Source organism: Rufibacter roseolus, assembly GCF_017916365.1.
Taxonomy (GTDB): domain Bacteria; phylum Bacteroidota; class Bacteroidia; order Cytophagales; family Hymenobacteraceae; genus Nibribacter; species Nibribacter roseolus.
Genome location: NZ_JAFMSU010000001.1, coordinates 1,404,340 through 1,421,188, shown reverse-complemented (window position 1 = coordinate 1,421,188; position 16,849 = coordinate 1,404,340). Strand labels below are relative to the sequence as shown.

Sequence of the window (16,849 nt, the reverse complement as noted above, 5' to 3'; positions counted from 1 at the left end):
CTTCGGCTCATCCCGGGCAAGAAGGCACGGCTATCCTTTTACCATCTCCGGATGAACAATCTTACGCTTACATGAAAAGTACCAACAATCCTCCCCTCTTCAAACTGAGCCTGATTTCCCTTCTATTGGGTGGTTTCAGCATAGGCATGACCGAGTTCCTGATGATGGGCATTCTGCCCGATATGTCCAGGGCCATCAACATTTCCATTCCCGAGGCGGGTCACCTCATTTCCATTTACGCCCTGGGCGTGGTGATTGGCGCGCCTTTGATGGTGGGCCTCACCTCCAACATGCCGCCCAAGAAAGTATTAATCGGCCTGATGCTGATGGTGGGCATCTTCAATGGCTTGTTCGCCCTGATGAGCAGTTACCCCTTACTCATGGCTACCAGACTTCTGGCCGGTCTGCCGCACGGGGCCTTCTTCGGCATTGGCGCGGTGGTGGCGAGTAAATTAGCCGAACCTGGCCGCGAGGCAAGAGCGGTCTCCGTGATGTTCGCGGGGCTGACGGTGGCCAATATCATTGGGGTGCCGCTGGGGACCTTCATCGGGCACAACTATAGCTGGCGGTTTTCCTTTGCCTTGATTGCGGCAGTTGCCTTGGTAGCGGCGTTCGCGGTGAAGGTTTGGATGCCTTCGGTGAAATCAGACTCGGAGACCAGCTTCCTCAAGAGCCTCAACATTTTCCGGCACAAGGAGCTGTGGTACATCATCGGCATCTCCACCATTGGCACCGGCGGCTTTTTTGCCTGGATCAGCTACATCGCGCCGCTCATGACCGAGGTTGCCGGGTTCAGCAATAACGTCATGACCATTATCATGGTGGTGGCGGGCCTGGGCATGGTGGTAGGCAATTTCGTGGGTGGTCGGCTGGCCGACCGTTTCTCTCCTTTGACCACCACTACCCTCCTGTTGGTGAGCATGGTGGCAGCTCTCTTCCTTATGGTCGCTTTGGTCCAGTTCAAACCTACCGCCATTATGATGACGTTTCTCATCGGGGCCATTGGTTTTGGGATGATCGCGCCCATGCAGATGCTCATTGTGCAGCAGGCCAAAGGTGCCGAGATGCTGGCTTCTTCCCTGCTGCAGGCTACGTCAAACATGGGCAACGCGCTGGGGGCTTTCCTGGGCGGCTTGCCCATTGCGGCTGGGTTCGGGTACACGTCTCCGGAATATGTGGGCGCCGCGCTGGCGTTTACCGGGGTGCTGTTCTGCCTGCTGCTGGTAGCGGCTTATAGACAAAAAGCCAGAAAACTGGCCATCGCGTAAACTCTTAAGTCGAAAAGGGGGTACTTTTTAGAAAACGGTGCGAAAACGAGGCACCTGTTTACATCAACTTCAACCTAAGACACCACCATGAATCAGATAGCGTTAGTAGTGGGTTCCAGCGGAATTGTAGGCAGCAACCTGGCCCAGGAACTCCTCTCCCAGGGATGGACCACCTACGGTCTGGCCCGCAACCCCCAAACCGATGTACCCGGCCTGCAACCCGTGGCCGCTGATTTGCAAAGCCCCGAGAGCCTGCAGGCCGCCTTAGCCGACATTGTGCCGACGCACGTGTTCTTCACCAGCTGGATGCGCCAAGAAACCGAGGCCGAGAACATTAGGGTGAACAGCGCCATGGTCCGGAACCTGCTGGCTGTGTTGTCGCCCAAGAAATCGGTGCAGCACGTGGCGCTGGTGACCGGCCTGAAGCATTACTTGGGCCCGTTTGAGGCCTACGCCACTGAAGGGTTCCTGCCCGAGACGCCGCTGCGCGAGGAGCATCCGCGCCTGGACATGGAGAACTTCTATTATGCCCAAGAAGACGAAGTGTACGCCGCCGCTGAGCGCGATGGTTTTACCTGGAGCATCCACCGGCCGCACACCATCATCGGCAAGGCCGTGGGCAACCTCATGAACATGGGCACTACCCTGGCCGTTTACGCTACTATCTGCAAAGAGACCGGTCGGCCGTTCCACTGGCCGGGTTCCTCCGCACAATGGAACGGCCTTTCTGACGTGACCGATGCCCGCGTGCTGGCCAAGCACCTGGTGTGGGCCGCCACCACCGAGGCCGCCCGTAACGAAGCCTTCAACGTAGTCAACGGCGAGTACTTCCGCTGGAACAAACTGTGGTACCAGTTGGCCCAATGGTTTGGCGTGAAGGCCGTGGGCTATGACGGCACCATCCATCCGCTGGAAGCCGAGTTAGCGAAAGACGGCGAGTTATGGCGACAAATTGCCGAGAAATACAACCTGGCAGAACCCAACCTAGACCGCCTTGCCTCGGCCTGGCACACCGACCTGGACCTGGGCCGCCCCATCGAGGTCATGACCGATATGTCTAAAAGCCGCCAACTGGGTTTCCACGTCTACCAAAGAACCGATGAGTCCTTTTTCGACCTGTTTGAGCAGTTGCGGAAAGACCGCCTGATTCCGTAGAAGAATCTGGCATAGGTACTGAAAATGAAAGTAGTATTTAAGACGATTTGCCTCTTGATGAAAACAAAGGAGGAGCAGCCTTGTGGCTGCTCCTCCTTTGTTTTTAGTACGTTTTAGAAAAAGGAAGCCGAAAACAGAATGGCTCATATAATATTTGCACAATATAGTATATTCGGCGGCCCGGTTCCGGTTATCTGACTACCGTTGGTCGGATAAACGGAAGTTTGACGTTAGCACACAGAACCAATAGCCGGAGCTCACTCCGTTTACACAGTAGTTAGGTCTAATTTTAAAAACAGAAATGAAAAATTTGCTCCTCGTTCTACTGATACTTTCTTCCGCAATGGCTTACGGTCAGACAGTGAAGATTACGGACGAGCAATACAACCAAAGCGGTGCTATCAAAATAGTTTTTGTCCAGAGCATAGAGGAGGCCAAAGAACTCGCTGAAGAAGATATAAGAAAGGGACTTCCTTTTCTGCTGCTCCAAAGTGGTATATCACCAGTAGTCTATCCCACGGACAGCGAGTTTGAGGAAACTTTCAAGGCCTATTATTACGAATCTGGCTGCACTGGCCCTAGACTAGAATACGCGAGAGCTTACAACCAAAGAATCTTCTCCTACCTTACAGAAACACATGGGACAAAGTGGAAGAGAAAAATCAGGAAGGATGTAATCGGGTTTAAAAAGTGATAGTCAAATAATTCAAGCTTTTGCGTTTTCAGCATGATTTTCAGAAAACGGGCTAAAAAGGTACAATTTAAAATAACCGGCTTCACCTAATATTTGCACCTGTTTTAAGGCTATTTTCTAGAAAACAGGCCATAAACAGTAAGAAAATGCGGTCACTAAAAAGAAAAAACTAGACCTAACAACGTGTAAACGTCAGCAGCGGCCGACGGCCTCGCCCTCGTTTACACAAGTACGTTGGCAAGCATTTAAAATATGAAAATTGAGGATAATTGGAAGTCTAAAACCTTGGAGAGCCTTGAGAAAAAGATTTGGCCTTCATTAGATCCAGAGGAAAGTACGTATCTAATAAGGACTTGCAGCTCACTAAGAAAGAAGCCGCTTCAAGACTTCACAACCGAAGATTTAAGGATAATGATTGGCCAAAACATAGGTTTGAAATACCTAATACCAATAGCCATAGAAACATTAGAGTCTAACATTTTGGCTGAAGGGGATTATTTCGAGGGCGATCTGTTACAGAGCGTCCTGAAAAGCGATAAGAGATATTGGGAGTTAGAAAAAGAAAACCGGCAAAAAATCTGCAAAATATTCGACTTTAACAAAATAGTCCTACAAGAGTTTGACACAACTAAAGATATCCGAAAAGACATTTTCGATGCTTTTCATAATTTCAAACTAACTGAATAAACCAAAACTAGAAGATTTATCTTAACCGGATTTCGATTTCTGCCTGCATTTTCAGAAAAGAAGCTAAAAACATAATCAGATAAAGTAAAAAGAAAAACGCTTGCCAATAAGGCATAAACGCCAACCTTCGCCCTACGGCCTCGCCAGACTTTAGCAGTCATGCACATATGATAAACAACTAAATGATAACAATAATATTAGCATTAGGTATTTTGATTCTGGCAGGATTTGGAGTCAAATATATGATAAAACCTGAACGTATAGATACGCAGTCGCTAGTTGGCAAAAAAATAAATGACTCTTTGGCAAGTAGAGAATGGTGGTCAAATAAAAGAGGGAAATACAATTTAGCACTCGTAGTTGCAGGAGTTACTGCTTTCTTTGCTTATGCTATCCTCGGCGGGCTTTTGATCGCTCCTTACGACTACAACTTTGAAATAACCTTGTTTACAATATTTTTTCAAGGGATTGGCTATTTATTTATGATGCTTATTGCCAATATATTTTACAACCTCGGATACATAGTAGATAAAAACTTTAACAAGGACAATAGCCAATCCTACAGACAAAGCTTATATAAGCTGGGACTGTGGTTCTCAGTTGGACTACCATTCTTGGTCCCGATTTTAATTATTGTTGAATATTTTGTTCGTTTTGCATAAGCAATATTCCGATAGAAAAAAGCACGAACCGCTAACAAGAGCTAAACGCCAGCATCGGCCGACTGCCTCAGTCGTCGTTTATACTAACCATTGAGCGTATATTAACCCAATAGACGTATCAGAAATCAACTTATAAAAAGAGACTTAACTTATCTATAATTAAGATCCTCAAAGAAAAAAAACAAGGACTTCAATTAAACCAGAAATTACTTGAAACAATCTTCAACCAAATACAACCTCAAATTTATCACCATGAGAAGCAGCTTAAATTATTTGTTTATTCTTTTCCTTCTAATTTCAACCAACGTTTTCTCACAAAATAAAATTAAAGGTTTACCATTTGCACAATCTTTGAATTACGGCAAGTCTGTAGCTGTTTTTGGTGGCTCTGTTTCTGTTATTCCTGAAAGTGACAGCGCCAAAATCATGTGGAAAAAATCCTTAGGGTTGACTGTTACTAATTACGGAGTGCCTGGTGCAGGTTTTTCTTCCTTGCAGGGGAAATCTGTTCAGAAACAGGTTGATGAAGCCGGTGTGTTTGACATCTATATTCTTTGGGCTTCAACAAATGACTATACCAATAAAAGAGAGATTGGGTCTTACACAGACTATACAGAATTTGACGGCTATGATAAAAAGAAACTAACTACTCAAGCAGGCGGGATTAACTACTGCATAAAAAGGATCTATGAGAAAAACCCTCAGGCAATCATCTACTTTTTCACCTCCAGCAAAGCCTTCAATGACCGGGGAGGCTACGATCCGCTTTACGCGCAGGGGATGAACAAATACGTTGAGATGCAAAAACAGATTTGCTCGCTCCACGGCATTCCCGTTCTTGACCAATTTACTTTAGGCGGCTATAATATCTACAACAAGCATCTGTATTATCGCGATCCTATCCATATGAATGCCTTAGGATATAAAAAGCTGGGCGAGCTCCAGGTGTCGTTTCTTGCTTTTCCGTAGGGGTGGTAAAATCTAAAATTGCGCTCAGATATTACCTGATAACCGCAAGCAATAAAAATTCAAAGCTTACCTACTCACCTTTTAACGTTAGCGTGCTAAAACAAAAAGGCCGCCGGAGAGAATCTCCAGCGGCCTTTTTGTTTTAAAATCAGTTCTTCTTAGAACTGGTCAATGAATGCGTTTAAGGTAGCGCTTGGGCGCATGGCCTCAGCCGCTTTGTTGAAGTCAGGGTGAAAGTAGCCACCCAAGTCAACCGGTTTGCCTTGGGCCGCGATCTGCTCCTGAACAATCTTCTCCTCGTTCTCAGTTAGCGCCTGGGCCAAAGAAGAGAATCTGGCTTTCAGTTCCTCGTTCTTGGACTGCTCCGCCAGGGCCTGGGCCCAATAAAGCGCCAGATAGAAGTGGCTGCCGCGGTTATCAATGCCACCCACTTTACGCGAAGGTGACTTGTCTTTCTCCAGGAACTCGGCATTGGCCTGGTTCAGGGTCTCGGCTAGAACCTGGGCTTTTTCGTTTTTGGTCTTGTAGGCCAAATCCTCCAGCGAAACGGCCAGGGCCAGGAACTCGCCCAGGGAATCCCAGCGCAGGTAATTTTCTTCCATGAACTGCTGTACGTGCTTAGGGGCAGATCCACCGGCACCGGTTTCAAACAGTCCACCGCCGTCCAGCAGAGGCACAATGGAAAGCATCTTGGCGCTGGTACCCAACTCAATGATCGGGAACAAGTCAGTGAGGTAGTCACGTAGTACGTTACCGGTCACGGAAATAGTGTCCTGGCCCGCTCTGGCGCGCTCGCAGGTATACCGGATGGCCTCTACCGGAGACATGATCTGGATGTCCAGCCCGGAGGTGTCATGGTCTTGCAGGTACCGCTCTACTTTCTTGATCAGGTTGGCATCATGCGCTCTGTTTTTATCAAGCCAGAAGATAGCTGGCGTGTTGGTGATGCGGGCACGGGTTACGGCCAGTTTCACCCAATCCTGGATAGGCAGGTCTTTGGTTTGGCACATTCTCCAGATATCGCCTTCCTCTACCTGGTGCTCCATCAGGCCATTGCCCGATGCATCCACCACGCGAACGGTCCCGGCGGTAGTGATCTGGAAGGTTTTGTCATGCGAACCGTACTCCTCGGCTTTCTGCGCCATCAACCCGATGTTAGGCACCGTGCCCATGGTTTTAGGATCAAAAGCACCGTTCTCTTTGCAGAAATCGATTACTTCCTGGTAGATGCCCGCGTAGTTGCGGTCTGGGATCATGTATTTGGTATCGTGCAGTTTGCCATCTGGTCCCCACATTTTGCCCGATGAACGGATAGCCGCTGGCATAGACGCGTCAATGATCACGTCGTTAGGGAAGTGCAGGTTGGTGATGCCTTTGTCAGAATCAACCATGGCAATGGCCGGTCCGTTCTGGTAAGCGGCTTGCAGGTCAGCTTCTACGGCTGCTCTCTGCTCTTCTGGCAACGCCTGGATTTTGCTGTACACATCGCCCAGACCGTTGTTAGCATCTACCCCAATAGACTTGAACAGTTCTGCGTGCTTCTCAAATACGTCTTTGAAGAACACGGTTACCGCGTGCCCGAACATGATAGGGTCAGAAACCTTCATCATGGTGGCTTTCAGGTGCAGGGAAAGCAACAAGCCCGATGCTTTGGCATCGGCGATCTCTTTCTCATAGAAAGCGCGCAATGCCTTTTTGCTCATGCGGGAGGCGTCAATCACTTCACCGGCTTTCAGGGCAAGTTTGTCTTTAAGCACGGTGGTGGTACCGTCTGCCGCTACAAACTCAATTCTTACCTCGCCGCCCTGCTCCATTACTACAGACTGCTCGCTGCCGTAGAAATCGCCACCGTCCAAGTGCGCCACGTGCGACTTAGAATCTGAAGACCAGGCACCCATAGAGTGCGGGTTCTTTTTGGCGTATTGTTTTACCGCATCGGCCACGCGGCGGTCAGAGTTACCCTCTCTTAAAACTGGGTTCACCGCGCTACCCAATACTTTAGCGTAACGAGCCTTGATCTCTTTATCGGCATCAGTCTGCGGGTTGGCCGGATAATCTGGGATGTTATAGCCTTGGGCCTGCAATTCTTTGATAGCCGCCGTCAACTGCGGAATTGAGGCACTGATGTTCGGCAATTTAATGATGTTGGCTTCGGGGGTTTTGGCCAATTCACCCAGGTAGGCCAGGTCGTCGTTTTGGGCCTGGTTTTCTCTTAGATGGTCTGGGAAAGTAGCCAAAATTCGGCCTGCCAGAGAGATGTCTCTGGTTTCCACCTCAATATCGGCTGCCTTGGTGAAGGCTTTCACAATAGGCAGAAAAGATTGCGTAGCCAGGGCCGGCGCCTCATCTGTAATGGTATAAATGATCTTCGCGGTTTTTGTCATGTTGCTCTTTAAATTAAATACTATCACCCGGGGCTTTACAACCCCAAACGATTTCAGACCTGTGCCCTGCCGTTAAAGGCAGGGTTTACCTAGCAAATATAAGCGACTTTTTCATATAGCCTACCCGGGAGCACCGGGCAGACACAACCTATTCCCTTACGCACAAATGGGCATCAGGATTAAGAAAAGCAGCTTACCTCTCTGCCCACCCCTTAGAAAACAGGTCACGAGCCCGTCCTCTATTTGGTAGCCATTGAACATTGATGCCTGTCTGCCAGGATACCGCATACAAGCTCCGGGGCAAGCCAAAACCATAACCTCCTCACCATCAGCACAATTAACTCGCACCAAACTTTATCTGGCTAGGATTCTACTTCTTAAAATACTGGCTTGGATGAATTATATACCACGCTGCTTTCAAGGTCTTCTCTCTAACTAATAGCATTCAAAGAGCTTTCTTCCGCGCCAAGCCAGATAAGGCTTAAAGAACCTTATGGGGGTAGTATAAATTTTTAGCAAATATTTTTTAAAAATAATTTATTATATTTTTAATATAACTATTTTATACAAAGATACAATTTTAAGGCTACCGCAAAGAAAATGAGTAGCATTATTTGCATTCACCACTACTTTCCGCACCCACTCTAAGAATTCCTCAAAGCACTTACCTATTGTTAAATAGTTAAATAAAATATAATTTACGACATATTTTTAAACCAATTATATAATAACAACAAGATATAATTTAACATAAATACCAAGAAAAGCACTTTTCGCATTTTATATATACCAGTAATTTAATATTCCCCTTTATGAAATCATTTTTACTAGTGATCCTTGTAGGCGTAGTAGCATTACTACAGGTAGAGGTGTATGGACAAGCCCCTAGAACCACTCTTTACCACGAAAATTTTGTAGGCACCTTTAACAGCATCACGCATAACTGGCAAACTGGAACCACCCCGAACAGCACTACCTCCTATACCAAGGCTTCTAAGGGAACACATCTCAAGACAGGGACTACCCCAGGCACCTATATACTAGAGCTGGGTGAGTTATCTACCGGAGGGTACGAAGACATAGACGTAAGCTGGGGTGGAAAAAAAGCCGGAGAGACAGCTTTGCTTCTGGAATACAGCTTTAATGGCGGCGCTTGGGTACCAGTTGACAAATGGTTTGATGTAGGCACCGAATGGTCAAAAGTGAATGCAGAACTAGGTATTTCCTTACCCGACTGTTTTAACAAAGGCAGGGTAAAATTACGCTGGACTTTCGTTGTCACTGATGCCTCCACCGCTTACGCCATTGATGATATTACCATTACCGGAATACCCTACGGGGGGCCTGGCCTTCCAGCGGCCTTGTCAAAGTTCAGTTGGGATAACAGAGTGGGCGGCGAGGTACCCTACAATATAGCACGGTATGGCAGCAATAATTACTATGAGGCAGACGGGGTCAAAATGCAATGGAACAAGCAGGAAGTTGGCACGGCCAATATGTACACCCAGCAGGTTACCCCAGATTACCAAAACATACACGCTTACTCTATCTCGCAGCAACATGCCGGAGGGGTCACTTCAAACAACTACTCACTGAACACGCTTCATTTCAGAAATACCGCTGTGGAGGGACTAACCTTCTCACTCTTTGACATAGACATGAACAGAAACCAGTTCTTAGATATCTTAAAGATTGTTGCTTACCGCACCGGAAGCACTACACCTATTTTGCCCCAGAAACGGTATACACAAACCACCGCCACCAATGAAATGGCCCAGGAGGGAAATACGATATTCTTCAGAAGCAAAACTTCTGCCGCCGGAGGAGCGAGCATTGACGGATCTTCCCCAGAGGGTGATGTCACCATCACTTTCCTGGAGCCGGTTGACAGGGTTGAATTCACCTTTTACAATGGCATTCCTCCGCAAAACGGGAAAGGACAGCAAGGTTTCGCGATTTCTGATTTAGCCTGGCGGAATATAAACATGCCAGCACCGCCGGTAGACTATTCTACCCCCAGCGCTCCTAGCAACGGCGGCACCGGTCCAGATCCGCTGCCCATCTCCTTGACCGCCTTTGGTGTAAAGAAAGTAGCCGAGGGCGCTAAGCTGGATTGGATTACCGCGAACGAAAAAGACAATGAGCGTTTTGTGGTAGAACGCAGCCAGGACGGCAAAACCTTTGTGGCCATTGGCGAGGTAAAAGGTGCCGGTAACAGCAACGTTCTCCTCAAGTATTCCTTTGTAGACCGGTCCCCTAAACCAGGCGCCAACTACTACCGCTTAACCCAGGTTGACTATGACGGCAAATTTGAGCGATCCAAAACCATTTACCTGGCCTATAAAGGAGAACCACAGTCTTCTACCGTGACCACCTATCCAAACCCAGCCTCCGATGCACTTACCCTCAAAGCAGGGTCCACCTCCCAGCAAGACCAGACCTTCTATATATTGAATGCGGCGGGCAAATTGGTAAGAACAGTGGTACTGCCCAAGAACGAGGCATCGGTGCAATTGTCCGTGCGGGAATTAGCCGCCGGCCTTTACCTGGTGAAATCAAACCACTCTGTTAGCAAGTTCTTTAAGCAATAAGCCATCAAGATCCTTTTCAAAACCAGTTAAGCACTTGCTTACGGATAATGCCTCAGGGCACCTTGTTCCTCACAGAGCAAAGTGCCCTGAGGCTTTTATGTTGGCACCTTCCCTTTGCTCCCACCTGCCAATCATCTGCATAATGACAATGTGCTTCACCAGGCAACTACCTACGTATAAGGCGCATGAAGACACGGAACTATGCCCTGGCGCTTGCCACACTGCTCTTGTTTGCTTGCGGACCAAATGAAGGCAGGGAAAATGCCACCACGGAAAAGGAACGTCCTGCGCTAGGAACCCAGACAGAAGAGCAGCGCCAACAAGCCGATGTATTGGCCAAAGACACCCTGAACGCAGTGCAGGACGAGGTGGTAAAAAAGCCAACGCCTGGCGCTTCGCTTGATTTTAAGCCGTTTTTTGAAAACTTCAGGGAAACCATCACCCAGCAGCAAGCCCAAGAATTCAACCAATGGATAGACCCGGAAAGGGGACTTTACCTCATTGAAACCCCGGGTGCGGTTCCGCAATTCACCCATGTCACGGATATCAGGAACTTCAAGCGAGCCAATGCCGGAGCGCGGCCGTTCTTCTCCATCGGGGAAACGATCAAAGACTGCAAACTGGAAGAAGTGAAGGCGCTGCCCACCATTACCTGCCAGGGCGAGGACAACAATTTCACCCGGCAGGGCTGCTTTGTGGCTGATGCCGCAGCTTTCAGAAAGAATGAGGCCAACAAATACGCCGGTTTACCAGCCCAGGAAGAGCAGAAAGTTTACCAAACCCAACTACTGGTCAGCAAAACAGTACTGCACACCAAAAGCGGTTTCAGATTCCATTTCGGGCAGATCAATGGCCAGTGGCGGGTGCTGTTCATAGACCTCTCAGTACCGTGCAGCGCTTGATTCTGGTATCAAGTATCATGAAAGCGAATTGGCTTTCAGACAAACTCACCGCAAGTGGAAGCATCTTGCCAGCCTAACCACCGTAAGAGACAGGAACAAATCTGTTTTAGGCCAACTTTTCTAAAATCAGCCTCAAAACAGCTTCGCGCAAAACCCAAGACCCATAACTCAAGATTCAGAACTCTCCGTATGGCCTGGCCCTCGCACCTTCCTCCCCCAGACCCCCAGCTTGTTAAGACCCTGACCGAGCAGCAGGAAGTGCTGCGGAAACAGGTGGTGCTGCAGAAACCAGACTTCGACCTGAAGCTGCTGGCCGGCTGTGATTCATCTTTCATCGGGGAGAATATTCTGTCAGTGTTCGTGGTGCTGACTTACCCTGAGTTGGAACTGGTGGAAAGCGTGTGGCACTACGGCCCGGTGGAGCTGCCTTACATTCCGGGTTTCCTGGCATTTAGGGAGGCCCCTAATCTGGTGAAGGCCTACGGCAAGCTGCAGCACACCCCTGACCTGATCATGGTAGACGGGCACGGCATTGCGCACCCGCGCCGTCTAGGCATTGCCAGCCAACTGGGCGTACTGTTGAACAAACCTACCATGGGCGTGGCCAAGAAAGTATTGACCGGCCGCTACGAGGAGCCTGCCCTCATGAAAGGCAGCATTACCCCACTCCTGCACCGGCAGGAACACATCGGCAACGTGATCCGGACCAAAGACAAAGTGAAGCCGGTGTTTGTATCGCCGGGCCACCTGATGGACCTGGAAACCGCCACGACCATTGCCCTGCAGACTGCTATCAAGCACAAACTGCCCGAGCCTACCCGCCTGGCCGATCACTACGCCGAGGTATACAAGAAAGAGGTGGTTTAAACCCGTACATGAGAGAATACGGAGGCAGGGTCGGCAAATACGGCATCTGGTAAGCAATGTGTCTGTATATGTACTGGATTTGCGTTCATCTGCCCCATTTTCCCAAACCAACCCAAATGGCACTAGTATATTCTAAGAGCCTCTTACTGCTACTATAATTTTAAAGAAGGAACAGATACCGTGCCCCAGGCCATTGAAGCTTTCTGCAAGCCAATGCCTGATGCGTACCCTATAGCCGTTGTTTTTTGGATCCCCAAAGAGCCTTTCCCTGTTAGGGAAAGGCTCTTTCCTGTGGCGCCCTTTGGTTCTTGGGTCACCCGGAAACAGGCAACAAAAAAGCCTGTGAGTAGATTATCTGGTGAAAACCAGATCAAATCAAAGTATTGAAGAAAACCTGGGCCGGCAAACTTTCACAATCTGGGCACCTGAACTTAACACATTGAAAAACAGCGCAGCACCATTTGCATCTGCGGCAATTATTGGCTTACTTCAAGGGCCGCCCTTTTAGCCTGCCCGTCGCCGTAGCCAACCCGAAGCTCCCCACTTACGTCCTTACGGTGAAAACGCGGGCTTTTACAGGCAGCGTCCACCAACCTAAAACTCTATGGAAACAATCAAATCCTTTTCCGCCTCCTCTGAAGAAGAACTTTGGCACCTGGTAGCCTATGACATGGCCAGCCAGAAAGAGTTGTTATCCTATTCTGCGCTCCTGCAGCAGCACGGCACCCAGATTTACTTTGACACCGACCTTGACCTAGGCGGCGGCTTTGAAAGCGGCATCTCGTCCACCACATTCATGGCCCCCGTGCCGGCGCACGTTTCCCTGCGGTTTGCCTTACATGAACAAGGCTGGATGGACGAAGTAGGCAAGTTCTTCGGGATGGAAGACATTGAACTGGGTTACCCAGACATTGACGACGCCTTCATCATCAAGACAAACCAGCCGGAAACCCTCAAAGCATTGCTCTCTGATCCCGCTATCCATGACATGCTCCTGAAGCATAAGAACTGCAGCCTGAAACTAGACGAAGACGCCGACGAGACCGGCCCCGAGACCGTGCTTACCTTCTCCAAAGACGAAGCCATCCTGGACATCTCTGAACTGCGGGAAATCTACCGCCTCCTGTATGAGATGCTGCAGAAACTGCGGCAGATGGCATAATGAGTTCTGAGTCTTGAGTTCTGAATCCTAAGTAGGGAATGTGTTTTTAGGGGATTGTGGGAAAAAGAGGTTAGAAACGCAGTTGAACCCATTTGAACCCACCCCTCCCTCTCCCAGGAGGGGAATTGGGCCATTCCGGTTTGAGGATGTTTTGCCATAACTAGGGGTAAAACGCAAAAGATATTCTGCTTAATAATGGGGGATTTCTGCTCTATCGTTTTGCAGCCAAGACCTTAAATCTGAGTCCAAGCTAAAGGAATCATTAAGAATTCATTTCCTCCTTACAGTAGCAGATAACTCCCCTCCTAGGAGGGGTAGGGGTGGGTTCAACTACGTTTGCCTCCGCAATACCGCTTACTCAAAAGACCTCGTAGCGTCCGGAGGACCTGCGAGCGTCTATGCCACCTGCTTGTTCCACTTGCAGACTTTTTGTCTCATTATGTTAAATAAACACCCTCCCGTTTCTGCCACTTTTTCCGGAAAACAGGCCAAAAACGGGTAGGCACCTCATTTGCTACTATCGTCATAACAAACTTAGAAACTACGGAAAGACTTAGATAGCGCTATGAACTTTAACAACTATACCATCAAATCGCAGGAAGCCGTGCAGAAGGCGACCGAGATTGCCGGCGGCAACCAGCAGCAGGCCATCGAGACGGGGCACTTGCTGAAGGGCATCCTGCAGACCGACGAGAACGTGACCGGTTTCTACCTGAAGAAACTGGGCGTAAACGTGAACCAATTCAACACGCGTCTGGACGAGATTGTGAACGCTTACCCTAAAGTGAGCGGGGGCAGTCCGTACCTGGGCAATGATGCGGCCGCTGCACTGCAGAAAGCCAATTCATACCTGAAGGAATTTGACGATGAGTACGTCGCCATTGAACACTTGCTCCTGGGCTTGCTGGCTGGTAGAGACCGGGTGGCCACGCTCATGAAAGACGCGGGTATCACCGAGAAAGGCCTGAAAGCCGCCATCAAAGAACTGCGTGGTGACTCTAAGGTAACCGACCAGAACGCCGAGGCGAAATACAACTCCCTTAAGCGCTACGCCATTGATTTGAACGAGCAGGCGCGTCTGGGCAAGATTGACCCGGTGATTGGCCGTGACGAAGAGATCCGCAGGGTGCTGCAGATTCTGAGCCGCCGTACCAAAAACAACCCTATTCTGCTGGGTGAGCCGGGCGTGGGTAAAACCGCCATTGTGGAAGGCCTGGCCCAGCGCATTGTGTCTGGTGACGTGCCCGAGAACCTGAAAACCAAAACCATCATGAGCCTGGATATGGGTCTGTTGGTAGCGGGTGCCAAATACAAAGGTGAGTTTGAGGAGCGCCTGAAAGCGGTGATCAAAGAAGTGGTAGACTCTGAAGGCGAAATCGTGCTCTTCATTGACGAGATCCACACCTTGATTGGGGCCGGTGCCGGTGGCGACAGCGCCATGGATGCCGCCAACCTCTTGAAACCAGCTTTGGCCCGTGGTGAGTTGCATGCCATTGGTGCCACTACTTTAAAAGAGTACCAAAAGTACTTTGAGAAAGACAAAGCGATGGAGCGCCGCTTCCAAGCTGTGACCGTGGATGAGCCAAGCATCCCGGATGCGATTTCCATTCTGCGCGGGATCAAGGAGAAATACGAGCTGCACCACGGGGTGCGCATCAAGGACGATGCGATCATTGCCGCGGTAGAATTATCCAGCCGTTACATCTCTGACCGTTTCCTGCCAGACAAAGCCATTGACTTGATTGATGAGGCTGCCTCTAAACTGCGCATCGAGATTGACTCTTTGCCGGTAGAGCTGGACGAGGTACAGCGTAAGATCATGCAGTTGGAGATTGAGCGTGAAGCCATCCGCCGCGAGAATGATAAAGAGAAAGAGAACCTGCTTTCCAAGGAAATCGCTGATTTGAGCGAAACCCGTGACGCCTTGCGCGCCAAGTGGCAGAGCGAAAAACAGGTCATTGAAGGCATCCAGAAACAGAAAGAGGCCATTGAGCAATTCCGTCTGGAGGCCGAGCACGCTGAACGCGCCGGTGACTACGGTAGAGTGGCTGAGCTGCGCTATGGTAAGATTCAGGAAGCCGAAGCCAAACTGCGCGAACTGCAAGAGCAGGTGAAACAGCAACAAGACGGCGACCACATGCTGCAGGAAGAAGTCACCTCCGAGGACATCGCCGAAGTGGTAGCCAAGTGGACCGGCGTGCCGGTAAACAAAATGCTGCAAAGCGACCGTGAGAAACTGTTGCACCTGGAAGAAGAACTGGGCCGCCGCGTGGCTGGTCAGGAAGAAGCCATTGCCGCCATTTCTGATGCCGTGCGCCGAAGCCGGGCTGGGTTGCAGGACCCTAAACGCCCCATCGGATCGTTTATCTTCCTGGGTACTACCGGGGTGGGTAAAACCGAGCTCGCCAAAGCCTTGGCCGACTTCCTGTTCAATGACGAGAACGCCATGGTGCGGATTGACATGAGTGAGTACCAGGAACGCCACGCCGTGAGTCGTCTGGTGGGAGCGCCTCCGGGATACGTGGGTTACGATGAAGGTGGTCAGCTGACCGAAGCCGTTCGCCGGAAGCCGTACTCTGTAATCTTGCTGGACGAGATTGAGAAAGCGCACCCGGATGTATTCAACATCCTGCTGCAGGTGTTGGATGATGGTCGTCTGACCGATAACAAAGGCCGGGTGGCGAATTTCAAGAACACCATCATCATCATGACCTCCAACATAGGCGCGAACATCATCCAGGAAAACTTCCAGGATCTGGACGAACTGAACCCGGAACCTACCATTGACCGGACCCGTGACGAGGTCTTTGAGGTGCTGAAGAAAACGCTTCGGCCTGAGTTCCTCAATAGGATTGATGAGCTGATCATGTTCCGTCCGTTGAGCTCCAGAGAGATCCGGAAGATTGTGGACATCCAGTTCCGCCACATCCAGGAGCGTCTGGAAGACAGCGGTATCCGTCTGGAAGCAACCGAAGAGGTACTGGACTTCCTGGGCCGAGAAGGTTACGATCCGCAGTTCGGGGCCCGTCCGCTGAAACGTGTGCTGCAACGCCGCATCCTGAACGAGCTGTCCAAAGCGATCCTGTCTGGTGACATCCGGAAAGACGCGGTAGTGGAAGCGGTGCTGGAAGACGGCGAGATCAAGTTCATCAACGTGGACATTGATCTGCCCATTGATAGATAATCCGTTGTTTTAAGTTGAAGTGAAGGCGTCGGGAAGCAATTCTCCGGCGCCTTTTTTTATTACTCATTCAAAATGATGGCCACCCAGATTCAGGGCAGATTATGAGAAAACAGCCCTTAAACCATTTATGTAGCGGCGTTACACCGTAACGCCGTGGTCATACGCAGCCGTTGGCTTCCTTTCCCCAGAAGCCTTACCACGCCAAAGATATTTGTCTATTTAATCCTAAAGCACAATTCAGGTTATTGGCAGCGGTATTGCCCTGTGGCCACACGGCGTTACGGTGTAACGCCGCTACGTTTTCGGCATGTATTTTCTAAAACA

12 protein-coding genes are annotated in these 16,849 nt (G+C 49.7%); 11 read left to right on the top strand and 1 reads right to left on the bottom strand.

Annotation, left to right across the window (positions count from 1 at the left end; translation table 11 throughout):
- Nucleotides 1-71: 71 nt before the first annotated feature.
- From J3P35_RS05670 to J3P35_RS05645, 6 genes are all read left to right on the top strand, one after another.
- Nucleotides 72-1,268 carry an MFS transporter gene (locus tag J3P35_RS05670; RefSeq protein ID WP_210463378.1) on the top strand — a complete coding sequence of 399 codons (1,197 nt, stop codon included), beginning with the start codon at nt 72-74 and terminating at the stop codon, nt 1,266-1,268.
- A gap of 87 nt (nt 1,269-1,355) precedes the next feature.
- On the top strand, nt 1,356-2,423 hold the full coding sequence (locus J3P35_RS05665; protein WP_210463377.1) for an SDR family oxidoreductase: 1,068 nt from the start codon (nt 1,356-1,358) through the stop codon (nt 2,421-2,423).
- Nucleotides 2,424-2,724: 301 nt separating this feature from the next.
- On the top strand, nt 2,725-3,117 hold the full coding sequence (locus tag J3P35_RS05660) for an FEKKY domain-containing protein (protein WP_210463376.1): 393 nt from the start codon (nt 2,725-2,727) through the stop codon (nt 3,115-3,117).
- A gap of 252 nt (nt 3,118-3,369) precedes the next feature.
- Nucleotides 3,370-3,804, top strand: coding sequence for a contact-dependent growth inhibition system immunity protein (locus J3P35_RS05655; RefSeq protein ID WP_210463375.1), 435 nt, complete (start codon nt 3,370-3,372; stop codon nt 3,802-3,804).
- A 182-nt stretch (nt 3,805-3,986) separates the two neighbouring features.
- Nucleotides 3,987-4,466, top strand: a complete 480-nt coding sequence (locus J3P35_RS05650) for a hypothetical protein (RefSeq protein WP_210463374.1) — start codon at nt 3,987-3,989, stop codon at nt 4,464-4,466.
- 210 nt (nt 4,467-4,676) lie between these two features.
- Nucleotides 4,677-5,435: an SGNH/GDSL hydrolase family protein gene (locus tag J3P35_RS05645; RefSeq protein WP_246849985.1), complete on the top strand. Its 759-nt coding sequence runs from the start codon at nt 4,677-4,679 to the stop codon at nt 5,433-5,435.
- 158 nt (nt 5,436-5,593) lie between these two features.
- Here the strand turns inward: J3P35_RS05645 and J3P35_RS05640 are convergent, their stop codons facing one another.
- Complete coding sequence (locus tag J3P35_RS05640) at nt 5,594-7,819, bottom strand: NADP-dependent isocitrate dehydrogenase (protein WP_210463373.1); 2,226 nt, start codon at nt 7,817-7,819, stop codon at nt 5,594-5,596.
- Between the two features lie 812 nt (nt 7,820-8,631).
- Here J3P35_RS05640 and J3P35_RS05635 point away from each other — a divergent pair.
- From J3P35_RS05635 to clpB, 5 genes are all read left to right on the top strand, one after another.
- Nucleotides 8,632-10,410, top strand: a complete 1,779-nt coding sequence (locus J3P35_RS05635) for a T9SS type A sorting domain-containing protein (protein WP_210463372.1) — start codon at nt 8,632-8,634, stop codon at nt 10,408-10,410.
- Nucleotides 10,411-10,595: 185 nt separating this feature from the next.
- Nucleotides 10,596-11,312 carry a hypothetical protein gene (locus tag J3P35_RS05630; RefSeq protein ID WP_210463371.1) on the top strand — a complete coding sequence of 239 codons (717 nt, stop codon included), beginning with the start codon at nt 10,596-10,598 and terminating at the stop codon, nt 11,310-11,312.
- A gap of 189 nt (nt 11,313-11,501) precedes the next feature.
- A complete protein-coding gene (nfi, locus tag J3P35_RS05625) occupies nt 11,502-12,179 on the top strand; it encodes a deoxyribonuclease V (RefSeq protein ID WP_210463370.1) in 678 nt (225 codons plus the stop codon).
- 604 nt (nt 12,180-12,783) lie between these two features.
- Nucleotides 12,784-13,341: a hypothetical protein gene (locus tag J3P35_RS05620; RefSeq protein WP_210463369.1), complete on the top strand. Its 558-nt coding sequence runs from the start codon at nt 12,784-12,786 to the stop codon at nt 13,339-13,341.
- A gap of 565 nt (nt 13,342-13,906) precedes the next feature.
- Nucleotides 13,907-16,525, top strand: coding sequence for an ATP-dependent chaperone ClpB (clpB, locus tag J3P35_RS05615; RefSeq protein ID WP_210463368.1), 2,619 nt, complete (start codon nt 13,907-13,909; stop codon nt 16,523-16,525).
- Nucleotides 16,526-16,849 lie beyond the last annotated feature (324 nt).

Excerpts from the sequence above, each read along its gene's own strand:
- J3P35_RS05670 (WP_210463378.1), top strand. The coding sequence starts at position 72 with ATGAAAAGTACCAACAATCCTCCCCTCTTCAAACTGAGCCTGATTTCC.
- J3P35_RS05665 (WP_210463377.1), top strand. The coding sequence starts at position 1,356 with ATGAATCAGATAGCGTTAGTAGTGGGTTCCAGCGGAATTGTAGGCAGC.
- J3P35_RS05660 (WP_210463376.1), top strand. The coding sequence starts at position 2,725 with ATGAAAAATTTGCTCCTCGTTCTACTGATACTTTCTTCCGCAATGGCT.
- J3P35_RS05655 (WP_210463375.1), top strand. The coding sequence starts at position 3,370 with ATGAAAATTGAGGATAATTGGAAGTCTAAAACCTTGGAGAGCCTTGAG.
- J3P35_RS05650 (WP_210463374.1), top strand. The coding sequence starts at position 3,987 with ATGATAACAATAATATTAGCATTAGGTATTTTGATTCTGGCAGGATTT.
- J3P35_RS05640 (WP_210463373.1), bottom strand. The coding sequence starts at position 7,819 with ATGACAAAAACCGCGAAGATCATTTATACCATTACAGATGAGGCGCCG.
- J3P35_RS05635 (WP_210463372.1), top strand. The coding sequence starts at position 8,632 with ATGAAATCATTTTTACTAGTGATCCTTGTAGGCGTAGTAGCATTACTA.
- J3P35_RS05630 (WP_210463371.1), top strand. The coding sequence starts at position 10,596 with ATGAAGACACGGAACTATGCCCTGGCGCTTGCCACACTGCTCTTGTTT.
- nfi (WP_210463370.1), top strand. The coding sequence starts at position 11,502 with ATGGCCTGGCCCTCGCACCTTCCTCCCCCAGACCCCCAGCTTGTTAAG.
- J3P35_RS05620 (WP_210463369.1), top strand. The coding sequence starts at position 12,784 with ATGGAAACAATCAAATCCTTTTCCGCCTCCTCTGAAGAAGAACTTTGG.
- clpB (WP_210463368.1), top strand. The coding sequence starts at position 13,907 with ATGAACTTTAACAACTATACCATCAAATCGCAGGAAGCCGTGCAGAAG.